Raw genomic sequence first — 18,493 nt, 5'->3', positions numbered from 1 at the left:
GCTTGTAGATAGCGTGCGGCGAGATAGGTAACAAGGAGGCATCTAAGCCGTGATTGATAGTCATTGCCATCTCGACTTACTTGCACAAAAAAAAGATCTTAGAGTTGCATTAGAAAGCGCCAAAGCCGCAGGGCTTACCCGCATCATGGCGCCTAGCATTAACCCCGAATCTTGGCAGGCGTTACAAGCGCTCAATGAACGCTATGAAAGCCTTTTATCTATTGATACTGCGCTTGGACTCCATCCTTATTTTTTAACTGGCAGTGAGCTTGAAAAGCCAGAGCAAACCCTCAAGAAGAGTCTTCGTCAACTTGAGGACGCTACGGCTAACTTGCACCCTTCGGTAAGAGCCGTGGGGGAAACAGGTATCGATGGGCATATAAGCGTGCCATTAGCGCTTCAAAAGGAAGCGCTACATAACCATTTGAAACTTGCCGATAAAGTATCGTTACCCGTAATTTTACATCACAGAAAAAGTCATCATCTGCTAGTTGAAGTATTGAAGCAAACCAAATACCAAGGTATAGGCGTTGTACATGCTTTTTCAGGAAGTATTGAAGCGGCCAAAGGGTATATTGAAAGAGGGTTTTACCTAGGTGTAGGCGGTACGATTACCTATGAGCGTGCTCAAAAAACACGAAACACCCTTGGTTTTTTGTTAGAACACCATTTTGATAAATTGCTTTTAGAAACGGATGCCCCTGATATGCCCATGTGCGGTAGACAAGGAGAAGCAAACGAACCTCGTTATTTATCAGATGTCGTTGATGTTATAAGCGACCGCTATGGCATGTCACATAAAGAAATAGTGTCCACCACCACAGCGAACTACACTCGACTATTTAATATTGATGCTGGAAGTGAAGCATAGACTTCCAAACTAGCTATCTAGCGCTTCTCTTTATTTCTTTTTGATTCGATTACCTGAATAAACCATGGGCGAGATTTATAAAAGGCCCGGGTTAGGTAAATACCTAGCATGAGCGCTAAAAAGACGAGAATACACGCAATAAGAGCAAGCTGGTAACGCAATGTCAGTGGACTCTCGAGGACAGCCTGCGTGTTCATGTGAATATTTACATAACCTAGTAAATTTTCATTATCGTCAGTGATAACGCCAACATAGGTAAGCGGCGTTACACTTTGCGACTGACTCATCGACACCACACTGGCAATTTGAGGCAAAGGAGCAATATACCTCCCGTCCTTATCAAACACAGACAAGGCAAGAATGTGTGGCTCGTCGACCAAAATAGAGGCGACACTTTCAATATACTCCCGTTGAGTGAGAGTATCAGATAGCGCGGAATCTACATTGTTCTCAGTTTCCTGATTCGAAAGTGCGTCAGCGATAAAGGCAGGTTGTAGCAGTTTTGCATACTGCCTTGCTATGCTCTCACCAGAGAAGCGAGTTTGCACGGTAAGCCAGTCGTTTTGGTACTGTTGGAATAACAGAAGCAATACCACTATCAAAGCAAACACCGCACTCACTACTATTGTGTGGAACAATCGCTTTAGAACTGTGTACAACGAATGCGAGTCATTCTTTGTTTGTGAAGCTGCGTTGCTTAGCCCGTCTACCAATTCGCTTTTCCATAATGTCACGAGGGTTACCTAACAGTAGGATAATTCGAAATAATTTAAAAGGAGATATTTTATTAGTTAGCCTAATTGGTTAGCATTAGAGCACCATTTGCCAATCACCGCAGTTTCTGTGTGCGTTATGAAAGACACTCTTCTTAATAATATCGATAATGACGATATCCATTTAGCTTCTTTTTTGTCTCATGTAGTTAGCAATAGTCACAACGACAGTGCGTATTCACATACGTTAACCGTTATTGGTCAAGCTGTAACACCTTATCTACTGCACAGCGTTTTAATTAAACTCAACGATGTGTTTACTCCTTCTAGCGCTGCTTTCCATCATTTACACAAGCAAATGGGGGATGATGTAATAGAAATTAGAGGTGCTTTGCAAAACACTGAGCTTGATCAGATTAAGCCACTGCTGGGCGACGTATCCAAGGCATATAATGTTGATGTTGGTTTGCAGGGCTCTCGCCCCTCATTGTCTAAGCCAGGACTACTGGTCATGGACATGGATAGCACTGTCATCGCGATTGAATGTATCGATGAAATAGCTAAATTGGCGGGTGTTGGCGAGCAGGTGGCAGAAGTTACTGCTAAGGCAATGCGTGGAGAAATTGCGTTTAATGATAGCTTAACGCATAGGGTGGCGTGCTTGGAAGGCGTGCCAGTTAGTCACCTTAATCAAATTCGTGACAGCATACCTATCATGCCTGGCATTCAAGCCTTGCTCACTCACTTGAAACAGTACAATTGGAAATTAGCAATCGCCTCAGGTGGGTTCACATTTTTCGCTGACCACCTAAAAGCAAGGCTTGGACTCGATTTTGCCATTTCTAACACGCTTGCGGTGAAAAACGAGCAGCTGACTGGAAAAGTAGAGGGTGAAATTGTCAATGCAGACGTTAAGGCGCGAACCGTAAACGCCCTTGCTGAGAAGTGGCAAATTCCAGCCAAACAAACCGTTGCTATGGGGGATGGGGCTAACGATTTGGTCATGATGGCTGAATCAGCGCTTGGCGTGGCGTGTCACGGTAAGCCACTGGTTAATGAAAAGGCGGATGTGGCAATCCGCATTGGCAGTTTACATAGCCTTCTGTATTTTCTAGACAAGTAGTTAACGAGAGTCTGTAATACAAGCGCTAGTTTTGGGAAAATAAAACTAGCGCATCACACTTTATCGATTACCTTTCACCAGCCACAAGTTTCCAAAATCTTGTGATTAAAAGCTTCCCGTGATGGGTTTTAACCTTCGGGCTCATTTAAATTGATAGGCTTTGCGATTTCACTATGCGTTGCGCGCAATGGCTTTAGGTTGAACCGCACTTTTTAACGTTTTATTAGCCGTGATATCTTCCATTGTAAAGCCGTATCTTATAAGCACTTCATCTGTGACATCGACCAGGTGAGAGCACGCTGCAATACTCCACATTTTCTTCTCTAACTCACGGGCCCGGTGCATGGCGTAAATGGTGACGTAATTGATTTCCGTTTCCAGCATGGTCATGTCTGGCTTGCCGGTTGTGGTTAGCATGACATGAATAGCCACGAATTGGCCGCGAACCATAGCTTCTCTAATAAATGCTCGGCGCTGCTCGTTATTTTCGAATTTATCGGAATAGCGGGGAATGATCGCCATTCGCGGCTCTTTTTGCGATGCATCGAAGGAGATAAATAATTCCTGTCGCAACGGCATATTTTCAAGCTTAACGGCCTTAATGCCACTTTGTACAAAAGGTATATCTTGCTTTCGGTCTCTAAAGAGAAACTCTAAATTCACTTGCCCACGTTTGGCGTATTGCGTGGTTAGGGTGGTTATGCGTTCGTCCTGCTTTCCGACAATACAAGCCTGTGGTGTATAGCGAACACCTTCCTTACTCATCAAGAAGGATAGGGAGGTAGCGTTTCGCGCATTAATACAACGAAGCGCCTGTCCCATGCCTGGTACTTCTTCTTCGTCGTTCTCTACTTTAAGGCTGCCTTTGTTCTTTTTAATCAGTTCTTCAAAGAAGTTTCTAGCACTTTTACCTTCGTCGCCCGGCATAGTTTTTAAATGAAGAATGTTCTTGCCGACGTTGTGATAAATGATTTCGTATTGCAAATGCATGACATCAAAGGAACTGGCAATTTCTTGCAGACGAGGGAAGGCGACTTCTACTTTGCCCTCTAAATTACCTTTATATTCTTTGCTTAACTCTATACGAAGTCCAAGTCCATGCACCGAAATATCTTCGCTGACCCCTTTGTGCACCAGCTCTTCATTATTGAAGCGAGCTTCAATTTGGGTTCTCAGCTGATAGCGGCTTTCAATGCGTTGCTCTTCATATTTAAACCTGACAACCTGAACATTCGAAGGAGCGCGATTGCGCGGATGCCCAAAATTTCGCAGATGAGAGAGGTTTTCTCTATTAAACTTAAATTCGTTGTAGGTCTCTTGCCCTGTTACTGAGGTTACATCGGTTACGTGTGCCAAGAATCGCAGGTTTTTCAGCTTTGACATCAGTCGAGCTGATGGTGGAGTGTTCAGTTTTTTAACTTTATTACCTACAGAATCCGGAATGGAAAGCGGAATATGGGCCTGTTCAGGGTCAATCTCTGTTAAGGTTATTTTAAATACACGCCAACTCGCTTTTTTAGATCCAAACCCTAAAAATACTCGGGTTAGTACGTCTTTTTGCAAGAGTTCCTCGTAAGACGCTGAGTAAAAATAGACCTTGTCGTTCTGCAAATGAGTAAAACTAAATACGAAAATCTCTCTTACTTCTTCTGACTTCTGCAATAGGCGCATAAGCCTTTCCTGGGTGAGTAAGAAGTTCAATCGACAGTTATCGTCTTCGTCTTGCCAATACTGTACGGTTTCGCGGTTCACTTCGTTAACCATAGCAAACCGGGGAACCAGCGTTTTATTAATGACGTCTATATACACCGGCAACGTGGGGCTACGCGGCGAAAAGTACTGCTCACAAATTTTACTGGTAATCGCCTCAATCGTATTGCTCATATTAACTTTATATCGGCGTTTATTGCCGTGTATAAAGCTTTCTAAGAATTTGTCGAATGCGGGGCTTGGCTTTTCTTTATCTCGTTGCAAGGCAAGATAGTTAACATCGTTTTTAGTTATTATCTTTACGAGCTTATATGCAATGCCATTCTTTTTGTCCATGGCAAATTCATTCTCTAAGCCCCTAAAGAATATAAACAGCGTTTCTCCTTTTTCGAAAAACGCGTCTTTAGAGAGTTTTACCTGCAAGCCTTCAAGAGATATATCAACACTCAAACCGCGCATTGATTGATTGGCGCTATTAAATAATTCTACCGCCACAGCGAAGTTCATGCGTTCAGTGTTGCGCTGTCTGTAATCAAGCAGGTTTACGGTAGGAACTTTAAACTGCTCCAATACTGCTGAGCGCTTTTTAAGTTCAGGATTTTCTTTATCAGCGCGTTCTTGTGCGAGTTCTTTTTCGCGCATTAAGCGAAAGTTGTTTTCGGTGTTTTGTACCGCTTCGTAAACACCGTAAGTATATCGGCCAAATACCCTCAACTGCTCTTCAAACTTGTCAACAGCGACGTCATCCATGTAATGGCTACGTCCTTCGTGTACATATTTATTGCACTTTCCGTCAACATGACCACGCAAGTCTATGGTGCGCATACAGGGTTTGGCTAGGCGTTTCACTTCCATTTTGATGAGGAAGCGCTTTTCTTTCGGCACATCAGATGCAGTTTGAAGCAATACCTGGTTAAACTCAGGCTCATTAACCATGGGCTTTAGCTGTTCAATAATATCAGCATATTGCTTTAAATCTTGACTCATGAATGCGCAACTTTGTTGTTTAGTATCATTATTTTAGTTGTTATCGGCAAATCAGCAAAACTCATTAACCCGTAAAGTCGTTATACTTTTGTACCGTTTTACTGGAGGAGAACTGACCTTAGGTTTGTGCTTATTTCACCGTTGTTAAGTGTTAGAATACTCTTTTTAAGCAATGGATAAAACTGGAATATGGCAAAACGTAAAACTGCTTATGTGTGTTCTGACTGCGGTGCAGAGTTCCCTCGCTGGCAAGGTCAATGTTCGGAGTGTAAAGCGTGGAATACGATAAGTGAGTTTGTGGTTGCAAGTGCCAAAAGTGTCGCACGCCAAACCACGTCAGGTTATGCTGGGCAAACCGCTGCCAAAATTGAGACATTAAATGCAATAGATCTCGAATCACTACCGCGATTCTCGTCAACATTTAAAGAGCTAGATAGAGTGTTAGGGGGCGGAATAGTCCCTGGGGCAGCTATGTTAATTGGTGGCTCGCCAGGAGCGGGTAAGAGTACGCTTCTGCTTCAAGTAATGTGTCAGATGGCAAAAAGTGAAACCGCGCTTTATGTCACGGGGGAAGAGTCGCTTCAGCAAGTCGCCATGCGAGCAAAGCGCTTAAATCTACCTGACGACAAGCTGATGATGTTAGCCGAAACAAACGTGGAAACTATCTGCGATTTAGCCCTTACGAAAAAGCCTAAAATTATGGTTATCGACTCTATTCAGGTGATGCACGTGTCAGACGTTCAGTCTGCGCCAGGCAGTGTGTCGCAAGTACGAGAAAGCGCGGCGTATTTAACGCGCTTTGCCAAGCAAAATCATATTGCTATGTTCATTGTTGGCCATGTAACAAAAGACGGTAACTTGGCGGGTCCGAAAGTTCTTGAGCACTGTATCGACAGCTCTATGATGCTGGAAGGAGAAAGTGATGGTCGCTACCGTACGCTTCGAAGTCATAAAAACCGCTTTGGTGCGGTAAATGAGCTCGGCGTGTTTGCCATGACAGAAAAAGGCCTTAAAGAAGTAAGCAACCCATCGGCCATATTCTTAAGTCGAGGTGACAATGAAACGCCAGGGTCTAGCGTTATGGTTATTTGGGAGGGCACCCGCCCGTTACTTGTAGAAATACAGGCGTTGGTAGACTATTCGCAGATGTCGAACCCAAGGCGAATCGCTGTAGGGTTGGATCAGAACCGTTTGTCTATGCTGCTCGCGGTTTTGCATCGCCATGGCAATGTGCAAATGAACGATCAAGACGTTTTTGTCAACGTGGTAGGTGGTGTAAGAGTATCAGAGACCAGTGCAGACTTAGCCTTATTATTGGCCATGATTTCAAGCTTTAGAAATCGCTCGCTGCCCAGAGATTTAATTGTATTCGGCGAAGTCGGGCTAGCCGGCGAGATTCGCCCGGTTCCTAACGGAACGGAACGCATTATCGAGGCAGCGAAACATGGTTTTAAGCGGGCGATCGTGCCAAAAGCCAATGCGCCTAAGCAAGCCATTAATGGTATGAAAGTGGTACCGGTAGCGCGCTTATCTGAAGCGTTAGACGCGCTTGAGTAATGCGAAAGGCTCAACATTTACGCAAAGTGTTGACGGTGCCTGTTAGATTAAAAGGCCTATTGAATGGGCTTTTCCTGCATTAAACGAGTGAAATGCGTTTTTTAGAGGTTAATGTGGCGCCTGATAAACCGCATTAACTAACGCATTCAGGTCTTTCTCTTCAATACTGGCGTCGTCGCTGTTTAAGGTGATTAAACGGCGAAGAGCGCTAATGCTTTCTACATCCATTCGTTCAACTTTACAGCCTAATGAAACCCGTTCTTTTCTACTGTCGGCATGACGATACAACTGCGAAATAGAGAGGGTTATTACAGGACTGTCTTCATTTGCTTGGAAGGTAGCAGTGTAAGGGTCGTGACTGTCAAAAGGTAAGTGTGACAACGCCGTTTCGGTAGCTTGAAGTTTAATGCCTTGAAGCGATACGTCGCTGACTACCACATCAATACTAACGTCATTGTGTGCCAGTGTGCCATTTACATTCAGTGACACCCGTTGAAATTGGCGCTTATCCGTCATTTTTCAAATACCCAGTTATCATTAACGCTGTTATATCAGTCCGCGTAGATAATTGCCCACTGAGTGGGTAATGACCTATGCGGACTGGTATTAGTATTGGCTAATTTGCGTGGGTTCGCAATGAAAAGCGAACAAATAAAAAAGCCGCTATCAGCGATAGCGGCTTTAGGCGTAAAGCAGAGATACAGATCTTACATCTCTGAATTTGTGTTATTTAGACATACGCTTATATTTAAGGCGGTGCGGTTCAACCACATCTTGTCCAAATTCTTGCTTCAACCAGCTTTCGTAGTCTGAGTAGTTACCTTCGAAGAAGTTGATGTTACCTTCATCGCGGTAATCCATAATGTGTGTTGCTACACGGTCTAGGAACCAACGGTCGTGCGAGATAACCATGGCACAGCCTGGGAACTCCAACAACGCGTTTTCCAAGGCGCGAAGTGTTTCTACGTCTAGGTCGTTGGTTGGCTCATCCAGTAGCAATACGTTACCGCCTGCTTTAAGCAGTTTCGCAAGGTGAACACGGTTACGCTCACCACCTGACAAGTCTTTGATGAACTTCTGCTGGTCGGTGCCTTTAAAGTTAAAACGGCTGCAGTAGGCGCGGCTGTTAATTTCAAAGTTACCAATGCGAATAATGTCTTGTTCGTCAGAAATTTCTTTCCACACGGTGTTGTTTTCGTTCATGTGGTCGCGGAACTGTTCTACCGCAGCAATTTGAACGGTTTCACCTAAATCGATGGTGCCTGAATCAGGTTTCTCAGCACCAGTAAGCATTCTGAACAAGGTTGATTTACCCGCGCCGTTAGGGCCAACGATACCTACAATGGCACCCTTTGGTACTTTAAACGTTAAGTCGTCGATAAGTACGCGATCGCCATACGACTTTTTAAGGTTGCTTACTTCAATAACCTTGTCACCTAAGCGTTCACCTGGTGGAATGAAAAGCTCATTGGTTTCATTACGCTTTTGGTAATCGCTGGTAGATAGTTCTTCAAAGCGGGCCATACGAGCTTTACTTTTAGCATGACGACCTTTCGGGTTTGAGCGTACCCACTCAAGTTCCTGTTTCATGCTCTTCATACGTGCCGTTTCGGTACGCTCTTCTTGCTCAAGTCGGTTTTCTTTTTGCTCCAACCAAGAAGAGTAGTTACCTTCCCACGGAATACCTTCACCACGGTCAAGTTCTAAAATCCAACCTGCAACGTTATCAAGGAAGTATCTATCGTGGGTAATAGCGACTACCGTACCTTCATAATCGTGAAGGAAACGCTCTAGCCATGCGACTGATTCTGCGTCTAAGTGGTTAGTGGGTTCGTCTAGAAGCAACATTTCAGGCTTTTCTAGAAGTAGGCGGCACAGCGCTACACGGCGGCGTTCACCACCAGATAGTTTGCTAACGTCCGCATCCCACGCTGGAAGGCGAAGGGCATCAGCAGCACGCTCTAATGCATTTTCTAAGTTGTGGCCATCTTTGGCTTGAATAATAGCTTCTAACTCGCCCTGCTCTTTAGCAAGGGCGTCAAAATCAGCGTCTGCTTCTGCATAAGCTGCATATACTTCATCTAGGCGAGTTAATGCGTGTTTAACGTCGGCGACGGCTTCTTCTATATTGCCGCGAACATCTTTTGTTTCATCAAGCTGAGGCTCTTGTGGAAGGTAGCCCACTTTTAAGCCCGGTTGAGGACGCGCTTCACCTTCGATGTCGGTATCTACGCCGGCCATAATGCGAAGTAAGGTAGATTTACCTGCACCGTTTAGACCTAGCACACCAATTTTGGCGCCTGGGAAAAAGCTAAGTGAGATATTTTTTAGAATGTGTCTATTAGGTGGGACGATTTTGCCCACGCGATGCATACTGTAAACGTATTGCGCCATGCTCTATCCTCGCTGAATAAGCGGTGAAAAATAAAAAAGTGATTGTGGTCTATTCTACTCGTAACAGAGTAGTTTGTGCCAGTTACTTACGCTTAGTGTATTTGTGCTTGGCGATATTTTAATCACTCATGCCAAAAAGATCGATTTATGCATCGGTTGGCGAGTTGATTTAAGGTAAACTTGTTTTTATAAGCATGAGTAAACATGGGCTTTAGGGTGAGCTAGCAAACAGCAATAAAGAACCCAAAGCGATAGACTCAACACTATTCATATCTCTGAACAGGTAATTATGATGACCGCTATGAGTAAACGCACATACAGTCTGGAAGAGCTTGCCAAACATGTAAGTGGGGAAGTGCAGGGCGATGGAAACATTACTATCTCTGCAGTAGGTACGTTATCCGGTGCAGCATCGCACCAAATTTCGTTTCTAACAAATCCTAAATACAAGCCGCAGTTAAAAGATACTCAGGCTGGTGCGGTAATTCTGCACAAAAACTTAAAAGATGATAGCCCAGTTCCAGCGTTGGTTGTGGCAAACCCTCATGCAGCGTTCGCCCTTATCGCTCAGTTGTTTGATACTACTCCAGCGGTAGCGACAGGTATTGCTGAGACAGCGGTTATTGCGCCATCTGCCCGCATCGGCAGTGATGTATCGCTAGGCCACAATGTAATCATTGAAGAGAACGTGGTTTTAGGCGATAGAGTTACTGTAGGCGCGAATACGGTTATTCGTAGAGGCACCCATATTGGTGAAGGCTGTACCATTCACCCGAATGTAACTATCTATCATGACGTTGTGATTGGTAAGCGCGTGACAATTCATAGCCAAACAGTTATTGGTGCGGCAGGCTTTGGTTACGCAAACGATAAAGGCGTTTGGATCCCTATTCCACAAACAGGGTCGGTTCGCATTGGTGACGACAGTCAGATTGGCGCAAGCAGCAGCATTGACCGCGGCGCCATGGAAGATACGATTTTAGGCACTAACGTTATTATCGATAACCAAGTACAAATTGGCCACAACTGTATTATTGGTGATCACTCTTGTATTTGCGGCGCTACAGGTATTGCTGGTAGCTGTCATATCGGCAAGCACGTTATTATCGGTGGTGGAGTGGGCATTAATGGCCACATTAGCATTTGCGATAATGTTCAGGTGACTGGCTATACCATGATTGTACAAGATATCACTGAACCGGGCGTTTATTCTTCTGGCCAGCCAGCACAAACCAACCGTGACTGGCGCAAGAATACGGTTCGCCTTGCCAAAATTGGTAGTTTATTTGACCGTGTTAAGGCCTTAGAGAAACAGGTCTGATCTCGCGCTGGCGCAGGTATTTCGTTAAACCTGCGCCATTTATATTAATTTGGTCACAAAGCGGTATACAAGCCCTCGAAAATGACTAGAATATGGCTCGAATTTGAGCAATCAGTGCGTAACGCCATATAAAAACCGCAGTTAAGGAGCCCCCATGTTTTCTCGCGAAATGAATATAGCCGACTTCGATCCTGAATTAGCCGATGCAATGTCTAAAGAGGTTGAGCGTCAAGAACATCACATAGAGCTAATTGCCTCTGAGAACTACTGTAGCCCACGTGTAATGGAAGCACAGGGTTCGCAGCTTACTAACAAGTACGCGGAAGGCTACCCAGGCAAGCGTTACTACGGTGGTTGTGAGCACGTAGACGTTGTTGAACAACTTGCTATCGATCGTGCAAAAGCACTATTCGGTGCAGACTACGCGAACGTTCAACCGCACGCTGGTTCACAAGCTAACTCTGCCGTATTCATGGCACTACTTGACGCAGGCGATACGGTATTGGGAATGAGCCTTTCTGAAGGTGGTCACCTTACTCACGGTTCACACGTAAACTTCTCTGGTAAAACCTACAATGCTGTTCAGTATGGTCTGAACAAAGAAACCGGTGAAATCGATTACGCTCAGGTTGAGGCACTTGCTAAAGAGCACAAGCCGAAAATGATTATCGGTGGTTTCTCTGCGTATTCTGGCATTGTTGATTGGGCAAAATTCCGTGAAATCGCTGATAGCGTTGGCGCTTACTTGCTCGTAGATATGGCGCACGTAGCAGGACTTGTAGCAGCGGGCGTTTATCCAAACCCGCTTCCTCACGCTCACGTGGTAACAACGACTACTCATAAAACCCTTGCTGGCCCACGTAGTGGTTTAATCCTTTCTTCATGCGGCGATGAAGCGATTTACAAAAAGCTAAACAGCTCGGTATTCCCAGGCAACCAAGGTGGCCCTCTTTGCCACGTGATCGCAGCTAAAGCGGTTGCATTCAAAGAAGCACTACAGCCAGAATTTAAAGCGTATCAGCAGCAGGTTGTTGCAAATGCGAAAGCTATGGTTTCTGTAATGCAAGAGCGCGGTTATAACATCGTTTCTGGCGGTACTGACAACCACTTGTTCCTTCTTGACCTTATCGACAAGGACATTACCGGTAAAGATGCTGACGCAGCACTTGGTGCCGCAAATATTACGGTAAACAAAAACTCAGTGCCAAATGACCCGCGTTCACCGTTTGTAACCAGCGGTCTTCGTATTGGTAGCCCAGCGATTACTCGCCGTGGTTTCAAAGAAGAACAAGCTAAACAAGTTGCAACATGGATTTGCGACATTCTAGATAACATGGGCGATGAGTCTGTTATCAAACGTGTTCAAGACGAAGTGGTTGCACTTTGCGCACAATTCCCTGTTTATAAATAAATAGGTTTGTGTTTTATTGCGTACTTTGGTACTAATGCTGGACTAACTAGTCTAGGTTCAATTTAGATACCTAAGTACGCAATATTTAAGGATTATTCATGTTTTGCCCGTTTTGTTCAGAACAAGAAACAAAAGTCATTGATTCTCGTTTGGTTGCAGAAGGGCAACAGGTGCGTAGACGCCGTGAATGTATGGTGTGTCACGAGCGCTTCACGACCTTTGAAAGTGCCGAGCTCGTGATGCCTCGCGTTATTAAACGCGATGGTTCTCGTGAACCGTTTAACGAAGATAAACTTCGTGCAGGCTTGCAACGCGCACTCGAAAAGCGCCCTGTGAGCACAGAAAAAGTTGAACAATGTATCCTCTCACTTAAGTCACAGTTGCGCGCAACCGGTGAACGTGAAGTGAGCAGTGAACTGCTCGGCAACCTAATTATGAAAGCCCTCAAAGAACTCGATAAAGTTGCTTATGTCCGGTTCGCCTCCGTTTATCGCTCTTTCGAAGATATTCGTGAATTCGGAGAAGAGATTGCGCGATTAGGAGATTAAGTCGGCGACCTCTCAAACATCAGGCACTTAGGGCTACAACAGGAATCCAAGTGAACCACGATACGGTTAAGAACGATTATTTTTGGATGGCACAAGCCATTCAGCTTGCCCAACAAGGGCGTTTTACCACTTCTCCTAACCCTCGCGTAGGCTGTGTAATTGTTGACGAAAACAATCAATTGCTTGGTCAGGGATATCACATTCAAGCTGGTACACCCCATGCCGAAGTGCATGCATTAAGACAAGCATCTAACGCACGTCCGCAGGGCGCAAAGGGCGCGACGGCATACGTTACACTTGAACCTTGTAGTCATTTTGGTCGCACACCGCCTTGCGCTGTTGCCTTGGTAGAAGCAAAGGTAGCGCGTGTTGTTATTGCTATGACCGACCCGAATCCAAACGTATGCGGTAACGGTATTAGCATTCTGCAGGAAGCAGGCATTGAAGTGGTAAGCGAAGTGATGGCTGCTGAGGCCGCAGCGCTAAACCCCGGGTTTATTAAACGCATGCTTACTGGTAAGCCCTTTGTTCGCGTGAAATTAGGCATTAGCCTAGATGGAAAAATAGCCCTTCAAAATGGGGTGAGTCAGTGGATTACTAGTGCAGAAGCAAGGCGGGATGTGCAACAGTATCGTGCACAAAGTTGCGTAGTATTGACGGGTTCGGGTACGGTACAAGCTGATAATCCTAGCCTCTTAGTTCGTGAAAAAGAGGCTCAGTTTGAAAAGTATCCACTAGATCATATCCGCCAGCCAGCACGTGTGGTTGTAGATAGCAAAAGTAAGCTTAGTAGAGACTACACACTTTTTAACGACGGCAATATTACGTTCACGGCGACGTCACAGGCTCACCCAGACACCGCTACTCAGTACTATCTCCAACTGGACGAAAAAGACGGTAAACTCAATTTACATTCACTTATGTCAGCACTAGGCGATAAGCAATATAATGAAGTGTGGGTGGAAGCAGGCCCAGGCCTTGCCGGTGCATTATTGCAAGAAGGGCTGGTGGATGAACTTATTTGCTACCAAGCGCCTAAGCTTTTAGGTGATAAGGGAGTCAGTATGGTTAATTTACCCGCGTTCACGTCGCTAAATGAATGTATTTCGCTTTCGCTTATTGAAAATCGTCAAGTGGGTAACGATATTAAGCTTATCTTCCGTCCTGATGTTAGCAACACCCGTGGTTAACGCGATTAAAGAGGAACTTTATGTTTACTGGAATTATTCAAGCGCTAGGTACAATTAAGAAGCTTGATAACCGTGGCAACGATATTCGACTTACCGTTTCATCGCCTACGCTTGATATGTCTGATGTCGCACTCGGCGACAGTATTGCGACCAATGGTGTTTGCTTAACAGTTACTGATATGGGCCCCGATTATTATTGTGCAGATGTGTCGGCAGAGACCATCAAATTAACGGGCTTTGCACATTACAGCGCAGGCTCTACGGTGAATCTTGAGAAAGCGATGCGTCCAAGCGACCGTTTAGGTGGTCATATCGTTTCCGGTCACGTTGATGGTGTAGGCGAGGTTACACAAATCATTAAGCACTCAGACTACGTAGAGTTCTGGGTAAAAGCGCCAGAAGCCTTGGCTAAATATATTGCGCATAAAGGTAGTATCACCGTTGATGGTATCAGCTTAACTGTTAACGAAGTTAATGGCGCAGAATTTATGCTTTGGATCATTCCTCATACATTGCAAGAAACCATTATGGGGAGCTATAAGGTGGGCACAGCGGTGAACTTAGAGGTTGATGTTATTGCGCGCTATTTAGAGCGACTGATGTTGGGCGACAAAGCCGCCGAACCAAAAAGCAAAGGCATTGACATGGCATTTCTTGCCGAGAACGGATTTTTAAGAAAATAACCCTACAAGAAGCACACAACATGGCATTTAACACTACACAAGAAATAATTGAAGACATTCGCCAAGGTAAAATGGTTATCTTGATGGATGACGAAGACAGGGAAAATGAAGGCGATTTGATAATGGCGGCAGAGCATGTGACGCCTGAAGCCATTAACTTTATGGTAACCCACGCTCGCGGTTTAGTGTGTTTACCAATGACGCAAGAGCGCTGTCGCACCCTGAATCTTCCGCTTATGGTGGATAAAAACGAAGCACAGTTTTCTACCAACTTCACTGTGTCTATTGAAGCGGCAACCGGCGTGACCACAGGCATTTCGGCGGCAGATCGCGCAACAACCATTAAAGCTGCTGTAGCGAAAGACGCGAAAGCGACAGACATTGTACAGCCGGGTCATATTTTTCCGCTAATTGCTAAAGACGGTGGCGTGTTAAACCGCGCAGGTCACACTGAAGCTGGTGTAGATTTACCGCGTTTGGCAGGGTTAGAGCCTGCTGGGGTTATTGTAGAAATCCTCAATGAAGACGGCACGATGGCCCGTCGTCCAGAACTAGAAAAGTTTGCTGAAAAACATAATCTTAAAATCGGCACCATTGCTGATTTGATTGAATATCGCAATCTCAACGAAACCACCATTCAAAAGGTCGCTCAATGCAATATGCCAACCGAGTATGGTGACTTCGAGCTTCACACGTTTAAAGACAGCATCGACAACCAGCTTCATTTCGCACTTAAAAAAGGCGAAATTAAAGAAGATGAGCCGACACTTGTACGTGTACATCTTCACAATACCTTTAGTGATCTTCTTGGGTCTACCCGCGGTATTCATCGCTCGATGACGCTTGCAGATGGCATGCGCAAAATTTCAGAAGACGGTGGCGTATTGGTGCTATTAGGTAAAGAAGAGCATATTGAAAGTCAGGTACGCCGCTTTGCCGCAGAAGACCGAGGCGAGCGCCCGACTGGCGCTGACTGGCAGGGATCGTCACGCACTATTGGTGTAGGCAGTCAAATTCTAGCATCAATGGGCGTACACAAAATGCGTCTTCTTAGTAAGCCAATTAAATATCACGCACTTTCAGGTTACGGCCTTGAAGTAGTGGAGTACGTGCACGACTAGTACTTAGCTGTATGGCGGAGCTAAAGTGGATAGGGTTTGCGACGAGCACTCCCTTCCCACATTGAGTCAAGCTAACGTACCCGTTTACGAATAGTTGAAGTTAAAGAAACAATCGATTTAGTTTGGGCGCAGTTGTGGTATACTTCGCGCCGTTTTTTCTCGAGGAATGAATCCATGCAGGTAATTGAAGGTAATATCAGAGCAACCGGTAAGAAATTTGCTATCGTTGTATCACGCTTTAATAGCTTTGTAGTTGAAAGCTTACTTGAAGGTGCACTAGATACACTAGAGCGTCACGGTGAAGTGAGTGATGACGATATCACGTTAGTACGTGTACCTGGTGCTTACGAGTTACCTGTAGTAGCTAAGAAATTAGCTGAGAAAAAGTCATTTGACGCCATCATCGCACTAGGTGCGGTTATTCGTGGTGGTACGCCACACTTTGATTTTGTAGCAGGCGAGTGTAACAAAGGTCTTGCGCAAGTTTCTCTTGAATACGGTGTACCCGTATCATTTGGCGTAATTACAACAGATTCAATTGAACAGGCTATCGAGCGTTCAGGAACCAAAGCGGGCAACAAAGGTGCAGAAGCTGCACTTGGTGCGCTGGAAATGGTTAACGTTATCGATGCTGTTGAAAAGCTTTAAGGTAAACATTAAGTGAAAGTTTCAGCTCGTCGTAAAGCCCGTGAACTCGCTCTGCAAGGCGTGTATTCATGGCAAATGAGTCACAACGATATTCAGCAGGTTGAACTGGCGCTAGCCACCAGTAACGACATGCAAAAGGTAGATATGGCGTATTTCCAAGCTCTGCTTCGCGGTGTTGCACACAACGCAAGTAAACTTGATGCGACCATCAAGCCTTACCTTGGCCGTTTGCCTGAAGAGTTAGACGCTATTGAAAAAGCAATCTTGCGCATTGCGACGCTGGAACTGACCGAGCGCATTGACGTCCCTTACCGCGTAATTATTAATGAGGCGATTGAGCTTGCTAAAGCATTTGGTGCTGAAGAAAGTCACAAGTTCATTAATGGTGCACTGGACAAAGCAGTGCGCACATTGCGCAAAGACGAGCGCGACTAACCTTACCGTGGCGGCATGGACTGCCGCTAAAAGGGTTTAAAAATTACCGTGAAAGAATTTGATCTTATCGGCCGCTACTTTTCAAACAGCGGCCACAAACGCAAAGACGTTGTTATTGGTATTGGTGATGACTGTGCTGTAACAACGGTTCCTGAAAACCAACAGCTTGCCGTTACCACAGATACCCTGGTTGCAGGTGTGCACTTTTTGAAAGACGCACCGGCGAAGTCTGTTGCGTATAAAACAGTGGCGGTAAACTTAAGCGACCTTGCCGCAATGGGCGCAGAGCCAGCGTGGATTAGCTTATCTCTGTCATTACCGGAAGTGGACGAAGCTTGGCTAGATGACTTTGTTTCGGGCCTTTATGAGCTAACTCAGTACTATTCTGTACAGCTAATCGGTGGCGATACGGTTAAAGGCCCAATGGCGTTCACGATTACAGCTCAAGGCTTTATACCGCCGGGTTCTGAGCTAACGCGTAGCGGCGCTAAGCCGGGTGATTGGCTTTATGTCACAGGAACGCTTGGTGACGCGGGTGCAGGTTTAGACATCCTGCAAAATAAGCTGAGTGTAAGTGGTGAAGCGAAAGATGTCTTGGTAAATCGTCATTACTTCCCAACTCCTCGCGTAGCGGTGGGCACAGCTATCCGACGTATTGCAACGTCGTGCATTGATATCTCTGATGGTTTAATTTCAGATTTAGGTCATATCCTAAAAGCGTCTAATTGCGGTGCAAATGTTCATGTAGAGCGTTTACCGTTGTCACGAGCATTAACAAGCGCGGTTACACCTGAGCAAGCTATCGAATACGCGCTGTCTGCAGGCGATGACTATGAGCTTATTTTCACTGTAAGTGAAGAGCAGCGCGGAAGTCTTGAAACCTCGTTGGCAAGCACAAACGTGAAAGCCACATGTATTGGCCAATTAACCGGCCATAACGGCACACTTTCATTGCTCAAAGACAACGAAAAGTACACACCTGTTAACGTGTCAGGTTACGAGCACGCCTTTTAGGCGGCCTATTTGTCCGACAAAAGCAATAAAAAGGAAAAAGCATGCAGGCTGAGTTTCGCGCTAGAGTGAGTATGAAAAATCCCGTGCATTTTCTCGCACTAGGCTTTGGCAGTGGACTTATTCCTTTCATTCCGGGAACCTTTGGCTCACTTGCTGCGTTGCCCCTACTTATTGCCTGTAGCCAGATTTCCCTAATTTCCTTTATCGCGCTTACGCTGATATTCTCAGTTGTAGGCATTTACCTGTGTGGCAAGACTGCTGACGATATGCAGGTTCACGATCATGGCTCTATAGTGTGGGATGAAATAGCGGGCATGTTTGTGACCTTTCTGTTTGTACCTATTTCAGCGTCCTCTTTACTTGTAGGCTTTGTTCTATTCAGGCTTTTCGATATCTTGAAGCCTTGGCCAATAGGTATCATAGATAAGCGCTTACACGGCGGTACAGGCATTATGCTTGATGATCTTATCGCTGGCGCCATGGCATGCGGTTGTCTACATTTACTAATAGCGTTTTGGCCTGCCGCATTGGCTTTGTTTTAATTCATTACGAATATTCGCCGCCATTTTGTTAGACTTACCTCAAAGGAAAGCCAGTTGACGGTGAGCAAACTATTTACGAAAAAGCCCGCAAAATAGCGTAATGCCGATCAGTTAAGAAAATTTTCATGATCGGTTGACCGATCTTTTTAAGGCTTCAAAATCCGATATCAGTCTCTGGTATCGGATTTTTTAATGTCTTTACTTACAAACCTCGATGAAACATTC

Annotated in this window: 17 protein-coding genes; 13 read left to right on the top strand and 4 right to left on the bottom strand. The window is 45.2% G+C overall.

Annotated elements, in window-relative coordinates:
* Window positions 1–49: 49 nt before the first annotated feature.
* A complete protein-coding gene (locus MHM87_RS04050) occupies window positions 50–871 on the top strand; it encodes a TatD family hydrolase (RefSeq protein WP_239257832.1) in 822 nt (273 codons plus the stop codon).
* Window positions 872–888: 17 nt separating this feature from the next.
* Here the strand turns inward: MHM87_RS04050 and MHM87_RS04045 are convergent, their stop codons facing one another.
* Window positions 889–1,605 carry a hypothetical protein gene (locus MHM87_RS04045; protein ID WP_061095469.1) on the bottom strand — a complete coding sequence of 239 codons (717 nt, stop codon included), beginning with the start codon at window positions 1,603–1,605 and terminating at the stop codon, window positions 889–891.
* Between the two features lie 118 nt (window positions 1,606–1,723).
* Here MHM87_RS04045 and serB point away from each other — a divergent pair, with 118 nt between their 5' ends.
* A complete protein-coding gene (gene serB, locus MHM87_RS04040; RefSeq protein ID WP_239257831.1) occupies window positions 1,724–2,707 on the top strand; it encodes a phosphoserine phosphatase SerB in 984 nt (327 codons plus the stop codon).
* Window positions 2,708–2,878: 171 nt separating this feature from the next.
* Here the strand turns inward: serB and MHM87_RS04035 are convergent, their stop codons facing one another.
* A complete protein-coding gene (locus MHM87_RS04035) occupies window positions 2,879–5,404 on the bottom strand; it encodes a PilZ domain-containing protein (protein ID WP_239257830.1) in 2,526 nt (841 codons plus the stop codon).
* 189 nt (window positions 5,405–5,593) lie between these two features.
* On the opposite strand from MHM87_RS04035, the gene radA reads away from it, so the two are divergent.
* Window positions 5,594–6,961 carry a DNA repair protein RadA gene (gene radA / locus MHM87_RS04030; protein ID WP_014950096.1) on the top strand — a complete coding sequence of 456 codons (1,368 nt, stop codon included), beginning with the start codon at window positions 5,594–5,596 and terminating at the stop codon, window positions 6,959–6,961.
* Between the two features lie 108 nt (window positions 6,962–7,069).
* On the opposite strand, the gene MHM87_RS04025 is transcribed toward radA, so the two are convergent.
* Window positions 7,070–7,477, bottom strand: a complete 408-nt coding sequence (locus MHM87_RS04025; RefSeq protein WP_239257829.1) for a PilZ domain-containing protein — start codon at window positions 7,475–7,477, stop codon at window positions 7,070–7,072.
* 210 nt (window positions 7,478–7,687) lie between these two features.
* On the bottom strand, window positions 7,688–9,355 hold the full coding sequence (ettA, locus tag MHM87_RS04020) for an energy-dependent translational throttle protein EttA (protein ID WP_075177085.1): 1,668 nt from the start codon (window positions 9,353–9,355) through the stop codon (window positions 7,688–7,690).
* A gap of 292 nt (window positions 9,356–9,647) precedes the next feature.
* Between ettA and lpxD the strand changes: the two genes are divergently transcribed.
* From lpxD to MHM87_RS03970, 10 genes are all read left to right on the top strand, one after another.
* Complete coding sequence (gene lpxD, locus MHM87_RS04015) at window positions 9,648–10,676, top strand: UDP-3-O-(3-hydroxymyristoyl)glucosamine N-acyltransferase (protein WP_014950093.1); 1,029 nt, start codon at window positions 9,648–9,650, stop codon at window positions 10,674–10,676.
* A 154-nt stretch (window positions 10,677–10,830) separates the two neighbouring features.
* Window positions 10,831–12,087, top strand: a complete 1,257-nt coding sequence (gene glyA, locus MHM87_RS04010; RefSeq protein WP_110289203.1) for a serine hydroxymethyltransferase — start codon at window positions 10,831–10,833, stop codon at window positions 12,085–12,087.
* A gap of 98 nt (window positions 12,088–12,185) precedes the next feature.
* Window positions 12,186–12,635: a transcriptional regulator NrdR gene (gene nrdR, locus MHM87_RS04005; RefSeq protein WP_012517538.1), complete on the top strand. Its 450-nt coding sequence runs from the start codon at window positions 12,186–12,188 to the stop codon at window positions 12,633–12,635.
* 50 nt (window positions 12,636–12,685) lie between these two features.
* A complete protein-coding gene (ribD, locus tag MHM87_RS04000; protein WP_239257828.1) occupies window positions 12,686–13,825 on the top strand; it encodes a bifunctional diaminohydroxyphosphoribosylaminopyrimidine deaminase/5-amino-6-(5-phosphoribosylamino)uracil reductase RibD in 1,140 nt (379 codons plus the stop codon).
* Between the two features lie 20 nt (window positions 13,826–13,845).
* Window positions 13,846–14,508: a riboflavin synthase gene (locus tag MHM87_RS03995; RefSeq protein WP_014950090.1), complete on the top strand. Its 663-nt coding sequence runs from the start codon at window positions 13,846–13,848 to the stop codon at window positions 14,506–14,508.
* Between the two features lie 20 nt (window positions 14,509–14,528).
* Complete coding sequence (gene ribBA / locus MHM87_RS03990) at window positions 14,529–15,629, top strand: bifunctional 3,4-dihydroxy-2-butanone-4-phosphate synthase/GTP cyclohydrolase II (protein WP_014950089.1); 1,101 nt, start codon at window positions 14,529–14,531, stop codon at window positions 15,627–15,629.
* 174 nt (window positions 15,630–15,803) lie between these two features.
* Complete coding sequence (gene ribE, locus MHM87_RS03985) at window positions 15,804–16,277, top strand: 6,7-dimethyl-8-ribityllumazine synthase (protein ID WP_014950088.1); 474 nt, start codon at window positions 15,804–15,806, stop codon at window positions 16,275–16,277.
* 12 nt (window positions 16,278–16,289) lie between these two features.
* On the top strand, window positions 16,290–16,712 hold the full coding sequence (gene nusB, locus MHM87_RS03980) for a transcription antitermination factor NusB (protein ID WP_012518940.1): 423 nt from the start codon (window positions 16,290–16,292) through the stop codon (window positions 16,710–16,712).
* A 48-nt stretch (window positions 16,713–16,760) separates the two neighbouring features.
* On the top strand, window positions 16,761–17,726 hold the full coding sequence (thiL, locus tag MHM87_RS03975) for a thiamine-phosphate kinase (protein ID WP_014950086.1): 966 nt from the start codon (window positions 16,761–16,763) through the stop codon (window positions 17,724–17,726).
* Between the two features lie 41 nt (window positions 17,727–17,767).
* A complete protein-coding gene (locus MHM87_RS03970) occupies window positions 17,768–18,268 on the top strand; it encodes a phosphatidylglycerophosphatase A (RefSeq protein WP_239257827.1) in 501 nt (166 codons plus the stop codon).
* The last annotated feature ends 225 nt before the right edge of the window (window positions 18,269–18,493 follow it).

It is taken from the genome of Alteromonas sp. Cnat3-28 (assembly GCF_022348265.1).
GTDB classification, from domain to species: domain Bacteria; phylum Pseudomonadota; class Gammaproteobacteria; order Enterobacterales; family Alteromonadaceae; genus Alteromonas; species Alteromonas macleodii.
The sequence above is the reverse complement of the archived record's forward strand: the minus strand, read 5'-3'. Positions and strand labels throughout refer to the sequence as shown.